Origin of the sequence: Paenibacillus sp. 481 (genome assembly GCF_021223605.1) — a bacterium.
Classification (GTDB): Bacteria; Bacillota; Bacilli; order Paenibacillales; family Paenibacillaceae; genus Paenibacillus_B.
The window spans coordinates 721,831-739,565 of sequence record NZ_CP075175.1 but is presented as its reverse complement, the minus strand read 5'-3'; the positions used below and the strand labels follow the sequence as shown (position 1 = coordinate 739,565).

Annotated in this window: 14 protein-coding genes; all 14 read left to right on the top strand. The window is 47.7% G+C overall.

Annotated elements, in window-relative coordinates; genetic code table 11:
• Window positions 1–159: 159 nt before the first annotated feature.
• The 14 genes from KIK04_RS03025 to murA all read left to right on the top strand — a co-directional run bounded on the left by KIK04_RS03025 (window position 160) and on the right by murA (window position 17,679).
• On the top strand, window positions 160–1,326 hold the full coding sequence (locus KIK04_RS03025) for a DUF4349 domain-containing protein (protein ID WP_232276860.1): 1,167 nt from the start codon (window positions 160–162) through the stop codon (window positions 1,324–1,326).
• 137 nt (window positions 1,327–1,463) lie between these two features.
• On the top strand, window positions 1,464–1,895 hold the full coding sequence (mraZ, locus tag KIK04_RS03020; protein ID WP_232278575.1) for a division/cell wall cluster transcriptional repressor MraZ: 432 nt from the start codon (window positions 1,464–1,466) through the stop codon (window positions 1,893–1,895).
• A gap of 83 nt (window positions 1,896–1,978) precedes the next feature.
• Complete coding sequence (gene rsmH / locus KIK04_RS03015) at window positions 1,979–2,929, top strand: 16S rRNA (cytosine(1402)-N(4))-methyltransferase RsmH (protein ID WP_232276859.1); 951 nt, start codon at window positions 1,979–1,981, stop codon at window positions 2,927–2,929.
• A gap of 42 nt (window positions 2,930–2,971) precedes the next feature.
• Window positions 2,972–3,364 (top strand): cell division protein FtsL, encoded by a 393-nt coding sequence (ftsL2, locus tag KIK04_RS03010; protein WP_232276858.1) that lies wholly within the window; start codon window positions 2,972–2,974, stop codon window positions 3,362–3,364.
• A 13-nt stretch (window positions 3,365–3,377) separates the two neighbouring features.
• A complete protein-coding gene (locus KIK04_RS03005; protein WP_232276857.1) occupies window positions 3,378–5,564 on the top strand; it encodes a penicillin-binding transpeptidase domain-containing protein in 2,187 nt (728 codons plus the stop codon).
• A 69-nt stretch (window positions 5,565–5,633) separates the two neighbouring features.
• Entirely contained in the window at window positions 5,634–7,562 is a 1,929-nt protein-coding gene (locus KIK04_RS03000; protein ID WP_232276856.1) for a stage V sporulation protein D, read from the top strand.
• A gap of 11 nt (window positions 7,563–7,573) precedes the next feature.
• Window positions 7,574–9,058: a UDP-N-acetylmuramoyl-L-alanyl-D-glutamate--2,6-diaminopimelate ligase gene (locus KIK04_RS02995; RefSeq protein ID WP_332330014.1), complete on the top strand. Its 1,485-nt coding sequence runs from the start codon at window positions 7,574–7,576 to the stop codon at window positions 9,056–9,058.
• Entirely contained in the window at window positions 9,058–10,461 is a 1,404-nt protein-coding gene (locus tag KIK04_RS02990; protein ID WP_232276854.1) for a UDP-N-acetylmuramoyl-tripeptide--D-alanyl-D-alanine ligase, read from the top strand. Before KIK04_RS02995 ends, KIK04_RS02990 begins: the two co-directional genes overlap by 1 nt.
• Before the next feature lie 29 nt (window positions 10,462–10,490).
• Window positions 10,491–11,453, top strand: coding sequence for a phospho-N-acetylmuramoyl-pentapeptide-transferase (gene mraY, locus KIK04_RS02985; protein WP_232276853.1), 963 nt, complete (start codon window positions 10,491–10,493; stop codon window positions 11,451–11,453).
• A gap of 4 nt (window positions 11,454–11,457) precedes the next feature.
• On the top strand, window positions 11,458–12,879 hold the full coding sequence (gene murD / locus KIK04_RS02980; protein WP_232276852.1) for a UDP-N-acetylmuramoyl-L-alanine--D-glutamate ligase: 1,422 nt from the start codon (window positions 11,458–11,460) through the stop codon (window positions 12,877–12,879).
• A gap of 45 nt (window positions 12,880–12,924) precedes the next feature.
• Window positions 12,925–14,022 carry a stage V sporulation protein E gene (spoVE, locus tag KIK04_RS02975; protein ID WP_232276851.1) on the top strand — a complete coding sequence of 366 codons (1,098 nt, stop codon included), beginning with the start codon at window positions 12,925–12,927 and terminating at the stop codon, window positions 14,020–14,022.
• 5 nt (window positions 14,023–14,027) lie between these two features.
• Window positions 14,028–15,134, top strand: coding sequence for an undecaprenyldiphospho-muramoylpentapeptide beta-N-acetylglucosaminyltransferase (murG, locus tag KIK04_RS02970; protein WP_232276850.1), 1,107 nt, complete (start codon window positions 14,028–14,030; stop codon window positions 15,132–15,134).
• Window positions 15,135–15,470: 336 nt separating this feature from the next.
• Window positions 15,471–16,379, top strand: coding sequence for a UDP-N-acetylmuramate dehydrogenase (gene murB, locus KIK04_RS02965; RefSeq protein WP_232276849.1), 909 nt, complete (start codon window positions 15,471–15,473; stop codon window positions 16,377–16,379).
• 16 nt (window positions 16,380–16,395) lie between these two features.
• On the top strand, window positions 16,396–17,679 hold the full coding sequence (murA, locus tag KIK04_RS02960) for a UDP-N-acetylglucosamine 1-carboxyvinyltransferase (protein ID WP_232276848.1): 1,284 nt from the start codon (window positions 16,396–16,398) through the stop codon (window positions 17,677–17,679).
• Window positions 17,680–17,735: the final 56 nt, after the last annotated feature.

Below are 17,735 nucleotides of genomic sequence, written 5' to 3'. Positions count from 1 at the left end.
CTATTTGAAATTAATCACAATGTTGTAACGATCTTATTTTTTAGCAACAAATGGGTTCGTTTGACCGTTATATGAAGTACAGCTCAGATTTGCATGATGATTAGAACTCATGACTAGAACTCATGGCTCATAAGAATGTAATAGAAAGAAGGGGTCAATATGAAAAAAGAAGTGAGAACGGCCACGTCATCGTCGTCGTTACTTGTAAGCCGCAAAGGGCGGCGCAACATCTGGACATCTATGCTATGGCTGGCGGCACTCTTCATCATTGGAGCGTGCAGCTCATCTCAGGGCAGTTCAAGCAATGCACAAAAAACGGAGGGGATAACCGCAACCGTACAAGAATCAGCTGCCAAAGCTGATGTAGAGGCCAAAGGACAACCTGGTATGAACAAAAGTAGCGTATCGCCTGTCGCCAAGCCGGAACGGAAATTAATTTATGAAGCGAACCTTTCGATGGAAGTTAAAGATTATGAGGCAACGAAACAACAAATGAATCGTTTGATCGAATTATCTGGTGGATATGTTTTGAAATTCGAGGATGAGCGTTCGGACTTTGAGCATGGTGGAAGCTACGAGATTAAGGTGCCCGCCCAAGGCTTTCATTCTTTTTTAGATAAGTTAGGGTCATGGGAGTATGTTAATTTTGATCGCAAGTATGCAGCGAATGATGTCACTGAAGAATACGTGGATCTAACGGCGCGCCTTAAAGCACGCAAAGTGGTTGAAGAACGTTTATTGTCATACATGGAAAATGCCAAAACGTCACAAGATCTCATTAAATTTTCGGATGAACTTGGAAAAGTCCAGTTGGAAATTGAACAGTTAACAGGCCGGATGCGTTATTTAGATAACAACGTGGCGATGTCCACCATTCATATCCGCCTGTATCAAATCATTAAACAAGTTCCTAAAGATGTGATTCAAGATGCATTTGGGACACAGATAGGAGATACATTAAAAGCAAGCTGGAGCGCACTTACTGCTGTCTTGAGATATACGATACTCCTTATTGTAGCTCTGCTACCATTTGCGATTGTGGGGGCTATTATTTGGATGCCTATATGGTACGTGATCAAAAAGGGGAGGCAAGTAAGAGGTGGAAAGCAGTATGGTGGTGGGAAGGCAGCCAATCCAGAGCGACAAAAGTCCTTGGATGTCTTGAATGCGAAGATTCAAGAAGTGGGAGCTAAAATAAAGGCAGGCGAAGTCAAAGAAAATGACCCAAAAGATGAACATCCAAATATGGATTCAACTAGTGAAAAAGTCATTGATTCTACCCAGAGTAGTGTAAAAGATGCCAAAAATGTGAACAAAGACAAATAAAAACTGGAAAAAAACTAGACGGTTTTGTAAAAATCCTGCCACAGTAGCAGGATTTTTTGTTTTTTTGGCGAAATTATATTGCGTTGGTGGTGGAAAGTGGAGTGAAGTGGTGAATGACTAAGGGGAGTGGTGGCAGGATGTTCATGGGCGAGTTTCAACATAGCATCGATGACAAGGGCCGCCTCATTGTTCCTGTTAAATTTCGTGATTCACTAGGCTCCATTTTTGTACTGACGCGTGGTCTGGATCAATGTTTGTTTGTATACCCGATGGATGAATGGGGACTTTTGGAGCAGAAATTAAAGGCTCTGCCCTTAATGAAGGCAGACGCGCGAGCGTTTACGCGCTTTTTCTTTTCAGGTGCTTCTGAATGTGAGTGGGACAAACAGGGACGAATTAACATTCCTCAACATCTGCGGCAGTATGCTAAGCTGGATAAGGAATGTATGGTTATCGGAGTTCAGAACCGAGTTGAGATTTGGAGTAAGGACGCATGGGAACAATATGTACTGCAATCAGAATCAGCGTTTAACGAGATTGCGGAAACGTTGGTTGACTTTGACTTCTAAACATCTCACTGGTCGCGAGAGAAGACGCGCGCCATATATACGCATCACAGATGGAAACGAATAGGTATAGGAGGGAATTGACGTTGTTTCATCACGTAACCGTGCTAAAAGAAGAGTCGGTCGATAGCTTAAACGTTCAACCAGAAGGCATTTACGTCGACTGCACACTGGGGGGCGCGGGTCATAGCGAACTTATTGCGTCGAAGTTGTCGGATGCAGGAAGACTAATTGGACTCGATCAAGATGATTGGGCGCTCGACAACGCGCAACAACGGCTAGCTCCGTATATGCAGCGTGTAACCTTAATAAAGACCAATTTTCGTCATTTAAAAGAGGCGCTGCTACAAGCAGGTGTGCCGCAACAGGACGGCTTTCCGCAAGTTGACGGTATTTTATTTGATTTAGGTGTATCCTCACCGCAATTGGATGAGGCTGAGCGTGGGTTCAGCTATAACCATGATGCACCGCTTGATATGCGCATGGATCAGCAAGGGGCGTTAACGGCTTATGACATTGTTAACGAATGGTCAGAAGCGGAAATTGCCCGTATTTTGTTCGAATACGGGGAAGAGAAATTTTCCCGCCGAATTGCCAAAGGCATCATCGAAGCGCGGGCTAAGCAGCCTGTTCGCACGACAGGTGAATTGGCCGAGCTTGTTAAGGCAGGCATTCCAGCGGCAGCGCGCCGCACAGGTGGACACCCTGCCAAGCGCAGCTTTCAAGCGCTCCGCATTGCTGTCAACGATGAGCTGGGAGCGGTTGAAGAGGCTCTGCATGAAGCGATTCGCTGCTTAAAGCCAGGCGGACGCGTCTCGGTCATCACGTTTCACTCGTTGGAAGACCGTATTTGCAAGCGAATTTTTAGCAGCTATGTAGCACGCTGCCAGTGCCCGCCTAATTTGCCGATGTGTGCCTGTGGTACTGTAGGGGTCGTCAAATTAATCAATCGCAAACCGATTGTACCAAGCGAGGCAGAGCTGGAGCACAATTTGCGTGCGCGCTCGTCCAAGCTGCGTGTTGCGGAGAAGCTGTAAAGAACGAACTAGCGGGTAACCGCATTGAAGGAGGCGCAGAACATGGCCTATAATCGGGGGAACCTAGCAGTGAAGAAACCCGAGAAGCGTCGGCGACAGCAAACTCAGTTCCGTGAAACAACAAAGAAGCTGACGCGTAAAGCAGCACTTCCGATGAGGGAAAAGATGCTCTACCTGTTTACAGTGGTAGTTTGTTCTGCAGTAGCGATGTTTTTGATTGGACGTTATGCTGAAATCTATGAATTAAACCGAAACATAGAAGCAATGAAGCGTGATACAGAGGATTTGAAAAAACAAGCATCCGTGCTACATGTAGAGAAAGAAAGGCTATCTGATTGGGATCGCATCGGAAGTGTGGCAAGTGAGAACGGCCTAACAAGACCGACCACGCCAGAGCAAATAAACGTATACAAGGAAAAAGTAGGAAACAATTAAACGAGGGATGAAGATGGTCAAACGAATTAAGCTGCGTACGTTGGCAATCGGGGGCTTATTCACCCTCCTTTTTATTGTCATCATAAGTCGATTGATTTGGTATCAGGTTGTGAATCAAGAGGAATGGATGAAGCGGGCTAAAAGTTCTTGGTCGACAGTTCAGAATTTGCCAGCAGAAAGGGGCACCATTTATGACCAGCATGGAGAGGTGCTGGCGATGGACGCCCCTGCTTACATTGTCGCTGTTAGCCCGCGAACCATTCAGGAACTGAAACAAAATGCAAGCCTCATTAAAGAAGGAATTGACGTCGAACGGGAAATCGTCGAGTTTTTGCATAAAGCGTTAGGGAAGCCTGAACACGAATTGTATGATATCGTCCGGAGTAAGGATAAAGGGGTATATCGGATACATCGAGAAGTGCGTAAAGAAGGCTTCAAGATCGAAGAAGATAAAGCGAAGGAAATTCGCGCGTTTACGAAAGAGTTAAAGACGAAGACGGATGCGTATGACGTCGGTTTGCATTTGATGGATGAATCGAAGCGATTTTATGCGAAAAATAACTTAGCTACTCATGTACTCGGCTATATTAATAAAGAGGATAAACCCGTTATGGGAGTTGAGACTTCGCTCAATCATTTATTGCAAGGGACTCCTGGTAAACTTCAATATGAGAAGGATCTACGCGGTAATAAATTGCCGACTGCGTCTGAAATTTATACACCTGCTCGTGATGGGAAAAACGTATACTTAACGATTGACCATACGATTCAGCAGTACATTGATGAGGCGATGCGCGAAGTATACTTAGAGCAAGGCCCACGCAGTATGACGGTTATTGCAGCCGATCCGAAGACGGGTAATATTTTGGGAATGGAAAATATGCCGAACTTCAACCCAAATAAATATTGGGAAATGGAAGAAGGGGCTACGCGTAACCCAGCCATCCAAGCCCTTTACGAGCCAGGTTCAACGTTTAAAATTATTACGTTGGCTGCGGCCGTGCAAGAAGGCATTTTCGATCCGGACGCTACGTTTATGTCAGGTAAGATTTATGCCGGCGGTCGCCCAATTGGTGACCATAACAGTGGCAGAGGATGGGGGCGCATTAGCTACTTGACAGGGTTAAAACGGTCGAGTAACGTTGCCTTCGTTAAGCTGGGCTTTGAACAGCTGAAGGAAGAAAAGTTCACGAAATATATTCGAGATTTCGGGTTTAACGATTTAACAGGTATTACTTTGCCAAGTGAAAAAAGTAGCAACATCAAGTTTGAGTATCCTGCCGATTTGGCAGCTGCAACGTACGGTCATGGTAAAGTATTGGTGACTCCGATCCAGCAAATTATGGCGGTGTCTGCTGTGGCAAACGGCGGCAAGCTGATGAAGCCGAATTTAATTAAAAAAACGGTCGATCCGATGACAGGCGAAGTGTTTGAGCCTAAGCCGGAAGTCGTTCGTGAAGTCATTTCGCAAGGTACAGCGAAGCAGGTCAGTCAGTACTTGGAGCAAGTTGTTTCTGACCAAGAAATAGGTACAGGTAAGCATGCTTATATCGATGGATACCGTGTTGCAGGGAAGACAGGTACAGCTATTAAAGTTGTAAATGGAGAGTATAGCTCCAAGCACGTTGTCGCTTCCTTTATTGGCTACGCGCCTGTAGAGGACCCGCGCATTGCGGTTATCGTTGTTGTCGATGAGCCTGAACAGTATCTTGCTTCTAGTAGTATTACATCGGGCGTGTTTAAAAAAATCGTCAGCCAGTCGCTTAGCTATATGGGCGTACCGATGTCGAATGACGGCAAGGTAGCTAAAAATGAAAATGGCAAAGATGCTCCAGCTGTAAAAGGTTCAAAAAAAGCGCCGAATGTTCAGGGTGTAGGTTTGAAGGATGCGAAGCAGCGCTTGGCGGAGAATGGGATTGCCTTTGAAACGATCGGTTCGACGGCGAAGGTGAAGCAGCAGTATCCAGCACCAGGAGATTGGTTAGCACCAGGGCAGCGCATGTACTTGTTAACGGATGACCCTAGTAAAATGAGTTTACCGTCGCTGGTAGGCAAATCGCTGCGTGATGTGATGGAAATTGCCTCGCTTCTCAAATGGGAAGTTCGTGCTGAGGGAGAAGGTTACGTCACGGAACAGAAGACGATAACCGAAAAAGGTAAACGTATTGTACAAGTTAAATTAGCGCCAAAGGCTAACTAGCTTGTTCTATCCCTAGTTTGTCCCGAATAGGTTTGTTATGAACCGATGTCGGACTAGGGAGGGATAGATGTGAAAGTTTCCGGCGTAACGCTTCGCAGACGGATTATGATCGGCAGCATATTAGTATCGCTTGGCTTCATGGCGCTTATCACACGGTTAGCTTACGTTCAGTTGTGGGAGGGCAGTCAGTTAAGTGCAAAAGCGGAAGAATCATGGCGTCGCAACATTCCGGTTACGGCGAAGCGAGGAGAAGTATGGGACCGTAATGGTGAACGACTAGCTTACAATATCAGCTCGCCTACTATAGTGGCGGTCCCTGCCCAAATCAAAGATGCGGCATCAACTGCGAGTCAGTTGGCACCGCTTCTTGGCATGAAAACAGAAGATGTACAGAGAATGATTACCGTAAGGAAGTCTAGCGTGTACCTAAAGCCCGGAGGACGCAAAATATCGCTCGAAACGGCCCAAAAAGTACGACAGCTCCACTTGCCTGGTATCGTTGTGGCAGAGGATAATAAAAGATATTACCCATTTGGCGATTTAGCTGCCCATATTTTAGGCTTCACTGGTATCGAAAATCAAGGACTTACTGGAATTGAGCAGAAGTATGATTCGGCCTTGAGTGGGCTGCGAGGAAGCGTATCTTATTTAGCTGATGCGCGTGGCAGACAAATGCCGAATTCGACAGAAAAGTTTGTCCAGCCACGAGATGGATTAAATTTGCAATTGACGATTGACAAACAGTTGCAGACAATTATGGAGCGGGAACTTGATCGCGCCATGACAGAACTTAGACCTAAACAAATCGTATCCATTGCGATGGATCCGAATTCAGGTGAAATTTTGGCGATGGCAAGTCGTCCGAATTATGACCCGGGAAATTATAAAAATGTCGCATCAGAAATATATAACCGCAATTTGCCGATTTGGATGACGTACGAGCCTGGTTCCACCTTCAAAATTATTACGCTGGCTGCGGCATTAGAAGAAGGAAAAGTCAATTTGCACCATGAACATTTCTTTGATCCTGGGCGAGTAGAAGTCGGCGGCGCACGCTTGCGTTGCTGGAAAAAAGGTGGTCACGGTAGCCAGACGTTTCTCGAAGTTGTTGAGAACTCATGCAACCCTGGCTTTGTGGCGCTCGGACAGCGGCTTGGCAAAGAGAAGCTATTTGGGTACATACGTGATTTTGGCTTCGGCAAAAAGACGGGTATCGATTTAAGTGGAGAAGCGAGCGGTATTTTATTTAAATTGAATCGTGTCGGTCCCGTAGAGTTGGCCACAACAGCTTTTGGTCAAGGGGTTTCAGTGACGCCGATTCAACAAATTACAGCGGTGTCCGCTGCTATTAATGGCGGAAAGCTTTTTAAACCACACGTAGCCAAATCGTTTGTTCAACCGGAAACAGGGCTAGTGGTGGACGATGTGCAACCAGAACTTATACGTCAAGTGATATCACCTGAAACGTCACGCAAAGTCCGTGAGGCGTTAGAGCACGTCGTTGCGCAGGGGACAGGTAAAAATGCGTTTATTGACGGCTATCGTGTCGGTGGCAAAACGGGAACGGCGCAAAAAGTTATTAACGGTCGTTATTCGACTGACGAGCACATTGTGTCATTTATCGGATTTGCTCCGGCTGACGATCCTAAGCTCGTCATTTATACGGCAGTAGACGATCCGCAAGGGATTCAATTTGGCGGACTAGTTGCTGCTCCGATCGTAAAGCGGATCATGGAAGATTCGCTGCACTATATGGGTGTTGAGCCTAGGCAAAAACAAGTTGCACGCAAGTACAAGTACGGGGAAACGCCGGTTGTAGTCGTGCCTAACTTAGTAGGCAAATCGCTATCAGATATTTACGAAGATATGAATACGAATTTTCAATTATCGACATCGGGTACGGGGAAAGTAATCATTCATCAAGCCCCGAAGCCGGGCACACGATTAGAGCGCGGATCGACGATCCGTATCTACTTGGGTGAGGAGACGGAGGAATAATCATGCAATCCATACAACTATCCGAACTAGCTTCACGACTCATCTCTGCGAAATTGCAAGGCGAAGGCCAAACAGAGATTCGTGGATTGGTAGTAGATTCTCGCAAAGTAACAGCAGGTGCTTTGTTTGTCTGTATTTCAGGCAATGCCTTAGATGGGCATCAATATGCGGAGCAAGCGATTGCTCAAGGCGCAGCAGCGCTCGTCGTTGAACGCTTGCTTCCTGTGCAAGCTCCACAAATCATCGTGAAGGATGCACGTCATGCGTTAGCTGTACTTGCGGATGCATTTTATGAATCGCCGAGCCAAGAGCTAAGCTTGATCGGCGTTACAGGTACGAACGGCAAGACGACGACGACCTATTTGATTGAAAAAATATTAAACGATGCCAACAAGCGCGCAGGCGTTATCGGCACAATTGAAACACGCTATAATGGCCAGTCGTTCCCGATGTCAGGTACGACGCCAAATGCGTTGGAATTACAGCACTCTTTGCGTAATATGGTAAACGAGGGCGTGCAGGCGGTGGCGATGGAAGTATCGTCTCACGCGCTTGTACAAGGGCGTGTAAAGGGCTGTCGTTTCCGTGCGGCCGTATTTACGAACTTGACGCAGGACCATTTGGATTACCATGGCTCGATGGAATCGTATCGTGAGGCCAAAGGGCTGTTCTTTTCACGCTTAGGTAATACGTTTGCAGCCAATGAAGCAGAGCGCTCCTATGCGGTATTGAACGCTGACGATGCGGCTGCGGCACCGTTTGATGAGATGACAGCTGCGGAGACGATCACTTATGGATTGTCCGAGCAAGCAGACATTTATGCGGACAACATTCGGATTACAGCTAAGGGCACAAGCTTTACGGTTCACACGTTTAAAGGGAGCACGTCCATTCAATTGCGTATGGTCGGCAAATTTAATGTATATAACGCGCTTGCAGCTATTGCTGTTGGCTTGATTGAAGGCGTAGAGCTAGAGCAAATTCGTAACAGCTTGGAAGAGGTTCCAGGTGTTGACGGTCGAGTGGAGCCTGTAGAGGCAGGCCAACCTTTCTCGGTCATCGTCGATTATGCGCATACGCCGGATGGCTTAGAGAACGTATTGTCTACCGTCAAAGAATTTGCGGAAGGACGCGTGCTGTGTGTCTTCGGCTGCGGTGGAGATCGCGACCGGACGAAGCGCCCGCTTATGGGTAAAATTTCGGCCCGCTATGCGGACTACTCGTTTGTTACGTCCGATAACCCACGGACTGAGGAGCCAAACGGCATTTTGCTCGATATTGAAGCAGGTTTGCAAGAATTAGGGATCGATCAGAATCGTTACGAGTTGATCGTTGATCGTCGTGCAGCGATTACGAAGGCTATTGAAATGGCAAGCCCTAAAGATGTAGTATTGATTGCGGGGAAAGGCCATGAGACTTACCAATTGATTGGTAAAGAAACGTTCGATTTTGATGATCGGATCGTGGCGAAAGAAGCGATAAGGGGATTATTGTAGTGATTCAAAACACTTTAGACCAAATAGCACGTATGTGCGGTGGAAAGCTGAAGGACGCACAACACGGCGCTCGTATCGTACGTGGAGTGAATACGAATTCGCGTATGTCGATGCCAGGTTCGTTGTTTGTACCGATTGTGGGTGAACGGTTCGACGGACATGCTTACGTTGAACAGGCATTGCAAGATGGTGCAATGGCTGCCTTTTGGCAGGCTGACCATGAGAACGCGCCGGAAGATGCGCCGCTCATTGTCGTCAAAAATACGCTTAAAGCGCTCCAAAAGCTTGCCGCAGCTTACCGCCAAGAGCATCCGCTTAAAGTAGTTGCTGTGACAGGCAGCAGCGGCAAGACGACGACGAAAGATTTGATTTCGTCTGTGCTTGCGCAGCAATACGAAGTTCATAAGACGGACGGGAATTTTAATAACCACCTCGGACTTCCGCTTACGATATTGGCTATGCCAGAAACGACAGAAGTGCTCGTCGTCGAGCTCGGCATGAGCGGTCGCGGCGAAATTGCGCTGCTGTCCCAATTGGCAGAGCCGGACGTAGCGGTCGTCACGAATATTGGTGACGCTCATTTGCTTCAGCTTGGTTCACGGGAAGAGATTGCTCGTGCGAAGTTGGAAATCACGTGCGCACTGCCTTACGCAGGCGTGTTAATCTGTGATGGTGACGAGCCGCTGATCGACCAAGTGTTGGCGGAAGCGGAAACCGTTCGCCCTGAAGAGATGGATATCGTACGCTACGGTCATGGCGACAATTGTAGCTTGCGTCCACAACAGGTGACGTACCATGAAGACGGCATGTCGTTCACACTTGCGAACGCAGCTAGTGATCGAACGTATCGCTTGCCGATACTAGGTGAGCATAACGTACTGAATGCACTTGCGGCGATTGCAGTTGGCCGCCGTTTTGGCATTAAAGAAGAGCGGATCGCGCAGGGTTTGGAACAGGCACGCATTAGTGGCATGCGCTTTGAACGTTTCCAAACGACAGGCGGCTGGACGATTCTCAACGATGCATACAATGCGAATCCACATGCGATGAAAGCAGCTTTGCATGTACTTGCCAACATCGCTTGCGTAGGCAAGCGTATTGCAGTGCTTGGAGATATGTTGGAACTCGGGCCTACAGAGGCTGAGTTGCATGAAGAGGTAGGAACGTCGATTACACCAGACAAGGTTGACCTTTTACTCACGTACGGCCGACTTGGACGCGACATTGCACGTGGTGCGCGGCAACATTATCCAGAAAATAACGTCTATTCGTTTGACGATAAAGAAGAGCTTAAAGCTCGTTTGCTAAGCGAAGTTAGCGCTGGAGATGTCGTCTTAATTAAAGCATCGCGAGGAATGAAAATCGAAGAGATTGTCAATGAATGGATAAGTGTCGAGCATTAGTCGGTTCGTTGTAACGGGAGGTGAAAGGAATGGACTTCAAGTTGATGTTAATGACAATCGGTGTATCTTTTATCTTAGCCGTCATATTGGGCCCGTTATGCATCCCGATTCTTAAGCGGTTGAAATTTGGTCAGCAAGTTCGAGAGGATGGGCCACAATCCCATTTGAAAAAATCAGGCACGCCTACGATGGGCGGCGTCATTATTTTGCTCGCCTTCACGCTCGCATTTTTGAAATTTTCAGTGATGGACACTGATTTTTATGTGATGCTGTTTGCGACGCTCGGATTTGGTTTGATTGGCTTTTTAGATGACTACATCAAAATTATTTTTAAACGTTCGTTAGGCTTAACTGCGATGCAGAAGCTGTTCGGGCAATTGTTTTTTGCTATTGTTATTTGTGTTATTTTGGCGCAATCCGGTCATAGTGAGGTCATCTCTATTCCGGGGACATCATTGAGCTTGGATTTAGGCTTCTTCTACTATCCGTTTATTATTTTTATGTTTCTTGCGATCACGAACGCAGTGAACTTTACGGATGGTGTGGATGGATTGTTGTCTGGAACGAGTTCGATCGCTTTTGCGGGATTCGCTATTATTGCGTTGCAAATGTCTGAAATTTCTGCAGCAGTAGGCGCAGCGGCTATGATTGGGGCCGTACTCGGCTTTCTTGTATACAATGCCCATCCCGCTAAAGTATTTATGGGTGACGCCGGCTCGCTCGGCATTGGTGGCGCGATTGCTGCTGTCGCCATTTTGACGAAGACCGAGCTATTGTTTCTCGTTATTGGTGGTATTTTTGTAATCGAAATATTGTCCGTCATTATTCAAGTCGTCTCCTTTAAAACACGTGGTAAACGCGTCTTTAAAATGAGCCCGATTCACCACCATTTTGAGTTGACGGGCTGGTCGGAATGGCGTGTCGTCATTACGTTTTGGACAGTAGGTATTTTATTGGCAGGACTTGGACTTTGGATTAATAAGGGGTTGTAATCGCTTGAATCATCCTAACACATATAAAGGTCGGCACGTCGTCGTGCTCGGCCTTGCCAAGAGCGGCGTTCATGTGGCAAAACTGTTTCATGAACGCGGCGCAATCGTAACCGTAAACGATAAAAAGGAACGCCATTTGTGTCCCGAAGCTTCAGAATTAGAAGCTTTGGGCATTTGTGTTGTATGCGGCAGTCATCCGGCAGATCTTGTTCATGATGATGTGTCTTTACTTGTCAAAAATCCAGGTATTCCTTACACTTCACCACCTGTGCAGCAAGCGCTCGCTAAAGGGATTGACGTGGTAACAGAAGTTGAGGTTGCTTCATGGATTTGCCCAGCACCGATTATCGGTATTACAGGAAGCAACGGCAAGACGACTACGACAACTTGGGTAGGTCGGATGTTGGACGCAGCCGGACTGAACCCGATTGTGGCTGGAAATATCGGCACGCCGCTATGTCAGGCCGCAGAAGAAGCGACAGCAGATAACATGATGGTTGTAGAGTTAAGTAGCTTCCAGTTGAAAGGAACCGATCAGTTCCGACCACGTGTAGCAAGCTTGCTTAACATCGCTGAAACACATCTTGATTATCATGGATCGATGGACGATTATGTCGATTCTAAAGCGCGTATGTTCGCGAATATGACGGCGGAAGATGTTGCCGTACTAAATGCAGATGATGAGTCATGTGTGCACATCGCGCGGCATATCGAAGCTCGTCAGATGTGGTTTTCTTCGACAAAGCGGATCGTCGGGAACGGTGTATTTGTAGAACCGCCGTTCGGTGAGGGCGACGACGCTGTCGAGCGCAGCGTTGTATACCGCGATGAACAAGGCGACGTACATACCCTTATTGCGGTTCACGAGCTTGGTTTGCCTGGCCGTTACAATGTGGACAACGCGCTTGCTGCAAGTGCGATTTCCTTGGCAGCCGGTGCTGAACCCGCATCGCTTTATGAGCCGCTGCGCAGCTTCAAGGGAGTGGAGCATCGTCTAGAGTATGTCCTTGAACGTGAAGGGGTCACTTATTACAATAACTCCAAAGCAACGAACACGATTGCAACGCGTATGGCGTTGGAAGCGTTCGACGGCAATATTGTCCTCATCGCAGGTGGTCTCGATCGTGGTCTCGATTTCCGTGAGCTTGTTCCCGTCCTGCGTGAACGTGCAAAGGCGGTCGTTACACTTGGCGAAACGCGTAACATTATGGCTAACATGGCGCGTGAAGCAGGTTTAGCCAACATTGTTATCGTCGACAATGTGGATAATGCCACCGAAGCTGTGCAGCAAGCTGTAGCTGAGGCCTCACAGTTGGCCGAGGCTGGAGATGTTGTGCTGTTGTCACCAGCTTGTGCAAGCTGGGATATGTTCCCTTCCTATGAAGAACGGGGACGCATTTTTAAAGCAGCGGTGCATAGTCTGTAGTAGGGGGGTGTTCAAGCCCCTACATTGTCTGATGAGGTGTACCGCATGGTCAAAGCACGAACCGCGCCCGATTTGTGGCTGATCGTCTCCATTGTATCGCTGTTAGCTATCGGCATCGTGATGGTATACAGCGCTGGCTCCGTGCTGGCGTTTCATGATTATGGCGATTCCTATTATTTTGTTAAACGTCAATTATTGTTTGCCGTTCTCGGCTTGGCAGCGATGTTTTTCACGATGAACGTAGACTATAACGTATGGAGAAGCTACGCTAAGATTGGCCTAATCGCCTGCTTTGCGCTGCTCGTTGTTGTACTTATTCCTGGGATAGGCGACGTGCGCGGTGGGGCGCGAAGCTGGCTTGGCATAGGTTCCTTCGGTATACAACCGTCGGAGTTTATGAAGCTCGCGATGATCGTGTTCTTGGCTAAATTATTATCGGACGGACAAGCGCGTATTACATCCTTTGCGACTGGCTTGCTTCCGGCGTTGTCCATTATGGGGCTTGCCTTTGGTATGATTATGCTGCAACCGGATCTCGGTACAGGTACCGTTATGGTTGGGGCGTCGTTGCTGCTTATTTTTACATCAGGTGCAAGTATGAAGCATTTAATGTCGCTGGCTTTAGTCGGACTAGCAGGCTTCGTTGCACTCGTAGCTGCTGCCCCGTACCGCTTGGCGCGTATTACAGCGTTTCTCAACCCTTGGGAGGACCCGTTAGGTGCTGGTTATCAATCCATTCAATCGTTATATGCGATTGGACCTGGTGGCTTGGTCGGACTTGGACTCGGTGCAAGTCGACAAAAATATAGCTACGTACCAGAACCGCAAACGGATTTTATTTTTTCTATTTTAGCCGAAGAGCTCGGCTTTATTGGCGGTCTTACAGTCCTTTTGCTCTTTTTATTGTTAGTTTGGCGCGGTATGCGCATAGCGTTGACCGCTCCTGATACGTTCGGTAGCCTGCTAGCAGTAGGCATCGTCGGTATAGTGGCCATCCAAGTTATTATTAATATTGGTGTTGTTATTGGAATGATGCCCGTTACAGGCATTACGCTTCCACTGATCAGTTATGGAGGCTCATCTTTGACGCTCATGCTAACCGCGCTCGGAATATTATTAAACATATCACGTTTTGCGAGGTGAAAGACATGCGCGTCGTGCTAAGCGGCGGCGGAACGGGTGGACATATTTACCCTGCGCTAGCCATCGCACGGGAGATTGAAAAACGTTATCCCGATTGCGCTTTTTTATATATAGGAACAGAACGTGGATTGGAAAGTAAGCTCGTCCCTGAAGAAGGGCTTCCATTCGCTTCGATAAATATTACCGGATTTAGACGCAAGTTGTCTTTTGAAAATGTAAAAACCGTTATGCGTTTTATTCGTGGCGTAAGACAAGCGAAGCAAATGTTGAAAAAATTTAAGCCTGACGTTGTCGTAGGAACAGGCGGTTATGTGTGTGGCCCAGTCCTTTATGCCGCAGCAAAGCTGGGCATTCCGACACTGGTACACGAACAGAATGCCATTCCAGGCTTAACGAACAAATTTTTGAGCCGATATGTGGATACGGTCGCGGTCAGCTTTGAGCAATCGACAACCTTTTTTGCTCAAGCGAAGCGCGTTCAATATACGGGTAATCCGCGAGCTACAGCTGTCGTGGAAGCGAATCGCGACCGTGGCTTTGCGTCGCTCGGTCTTCCTCAAGACAGTCGCATCGTGCTTGTTATGGGCGGAAGCCGCGGGGCTCAGGCCGTAAACGACGCGATGATTGGCATGGTGCCGCTGCTCAAGCAGCTGCCGGATATTCATTTTGTATACGTGACAGGTCAGACTTATTATGAAAAGACACGTGCTGCGGTGCTTAAGGCGAGCGAAGGTGTGCGCAACCACTTGCACATCTTGCCGTATATCGCCAATATGCCGGAGGTACTTGCTGCTACCACGCTAACTGTCAGTCGTGCAGGTGCATCCTCGTTAGCAGAATTAACGGCGCTTGGCATACCGTCTATCCTGATTCCGTCGCCAAACGTCACGAACAATCACCAGGAAGCGAATGCTCGTTCCTTGGATGACGCGGGAGCAGCTGTCATGCTGACAGAGAAGCAACTGTCTGCACAGACGCTGTTTGGCCACATTGAAGCGCTGATGACCAACGAGCAGCAGCGTCAGACGATGTCTCAACATGCTAAAGATTACGGGCAACCGGACGCAGCAATGCGCGTTGTAACTGAAATGGAACGATTAGCGGGCAAGTAACACTTGCCCGATTTTTCATTTTCCTTCTAGAAATGGTGTACATCCTACGCTACTTTTCCAGCTATCATTGCCGCTAATGAGTTCTCTACTTCAACGATTCAGCCCTCTTCGGATTACGTATTTGTAACTATTGTTGATGAATGTCAAATGTGTGCCGCGACGTTTTTATTTCAGTCATTTTCAAGTGCTTGGTAGGCGTCTGTCACACAACGGGTTGCACTATCATAAGATACTGTATAATCGTGACCGTCTCCTATAGCTATTACCAAACATAAGCGTAAAGCCTTACACGGATTTCTGCCTGCGACGGTTGTCAGGGTAAAGGAGGATTATCGTATGCTCCAGCCATTTATATCTCAATATAAGGCACAGCAACTAGGAACCTACCAAACAGATGAGCCATTAGCTTCTTATACGACGTGGAAAATTGGTGGAAGCGCAGACCTTCTCATCGAACCGCTCGGCAAAGAGCAACTTGCACTCACTGTAAAATTGCTGCATGAGCATCAAATTCCTTGGATGACAATTGGGCGCGGCTCGAATCTACTCGTAGCTGACACAGGATTTCGCGGCGCTGTCATCCTACTGGGGACAGAACTCGATTACGTACATTTTGAAGAAAGTATTGTACGTGCGGGTGGGCGTTACTCCTTGATCAAGCTTTCGATTATGGCTGGGAAAAAGGGACTAACGGGACTTGAGTTTGCTGGTGGTATTCCAGGCACGGTTGGCGGGGCCGTGTACATGAATGCTGGCGCACTAGGGTCCGACGTGTCGCGTATATTTGAATCTGCTGAGATTGTACTGGAAACAGGGGAATTGGTGCGTTACAGCAAGGAAGATATGCAGTTTGCTTATCGTCATTCCGTGCTGCATGACGTAAAAGGGATTGTATTGGAAGCGACGTTCCGCTTGGAATGTGGGGATCGGAATCAAATTGCGACTACGATGTCAGCGAATAAAGAGCATCGTTTACGTACACAGCCACTACAGACGGCATGTGCAGGTAGCGTTTTCCGCAATCCATCAGGCGACTACGCGGCGCGGCTTATTCAAGAAGCCGGCTTAAAAGGTTATCGCATTGGCGGAGCCGAAGTTTCCACACAGCATGCCAATTTCATTGTAAACACCGGGCAAGCGACAGCGTCAGACGTGCTCACCCTGATTGAGCGCATTCAACAGACGATCCGAGATCGGTTTGGAGTCGCGTTGGTGCCGGAAGTGTTGTTGGTGGGTGAGCGGTAATCACGGAGGTGATACATTGGACAAATTGGTGATTGAGGGTGGAAAGCCTCTTTCGGGAACCATTCGTATCCAAGGAGCTAAAAATGCCGCTTTACCAATTCTTGCAGCCTCGATTCTGGCCGATGGCGTCGTGCAGCTCGATAACGTGCCGCAATTGTTAGATATTGAGGTCATGCTTCAAATTTTGCGGCGACTTGGTTGTAATGCTGTGCAGGACGGCCGTACAGTTACTTTGGATACGACGGGTACTCGATCCGCTCACGTGCCAGAAGATTTGATGCGTCAAATGCGCTCCTCTATCTTTTTAATGGGACCGTTGCTTGCGCGATTTAAAGAAGTGCACATTTACCAGCCTGGTGGATGTGCAATCGGAGAGCGTAAAATCGATTTGCACTTGCGCGGACTGCAAGCGTTAGGAGCAGAGTTGGAGCAGTGTGGGGGTCGTGTAACGTGCCGTGCAGAGCGGCTCGTTGGAACGGATGTTCACCTTGACTTTCCTAGCGTAGGCGCTACAGAAAATATTATGATGGCAGCCGTGCTTGCAGAAGGAACAACCGTGTTGACGAATGCTGCTCGCGAGCCAGAAATTGTGGATTTGCAAAATTTTCTTAACCAGATGGGTGCCAACATTATAGGTGCGGGCACAGATACCATCACGATCGAAGGGGTCAACCAGCTCATTGGCAAGCGATATGAAATTATTCCAGATCGGATCGTGGCTGGCACGTTGATGATAGCTGCCGCAGCTACGCGCGGCGCGGTTACATTGACAAACGCACATGCCGGACACTTGACAAGTTTAATTCATATATTGCGACGTGCTGGTGTTCAGATTGCAACAAGTGATGGTATAATTAATGTAACATGTTTCGGGCGACCAAGAGCGGTCGAGCGAATTGTGACATCACCGTACCCAGCGTTTCCGACAGATTTGCAATCTCAACTAATGGTTATGTTATCATTATGTGATGGTTTCAGTGTGATGAAAGAAACGATCTTTGAAGGCAGATTCAAACATGTCGAAGAATTAGCACGTATGGGCGCGGACATTCGCGTGGACTTAAGTACGGCATTTATTAAAGGGGTTACTCGCTTATATGGTGCGACAGTAGAAGCGACAGATTTGCGTGCAGGTGCTGCATTAGTCATTGCAGGCTTGGCTGCGCAAGGCCGCACCGTTATTGAGCAGGTTCATCATATTGATAGAGGCTACGATCAAATTGAACATATATTTAGCCGCCTTGGTGCACGTATTGAGCGTTATTCACCTGTATCGCGGTTGGATTTTGCAAATGGTTAAATACACGATTTCCCCTCCTGTACACGTGGAGGGGAAATATGTGATTTCAAATGGGA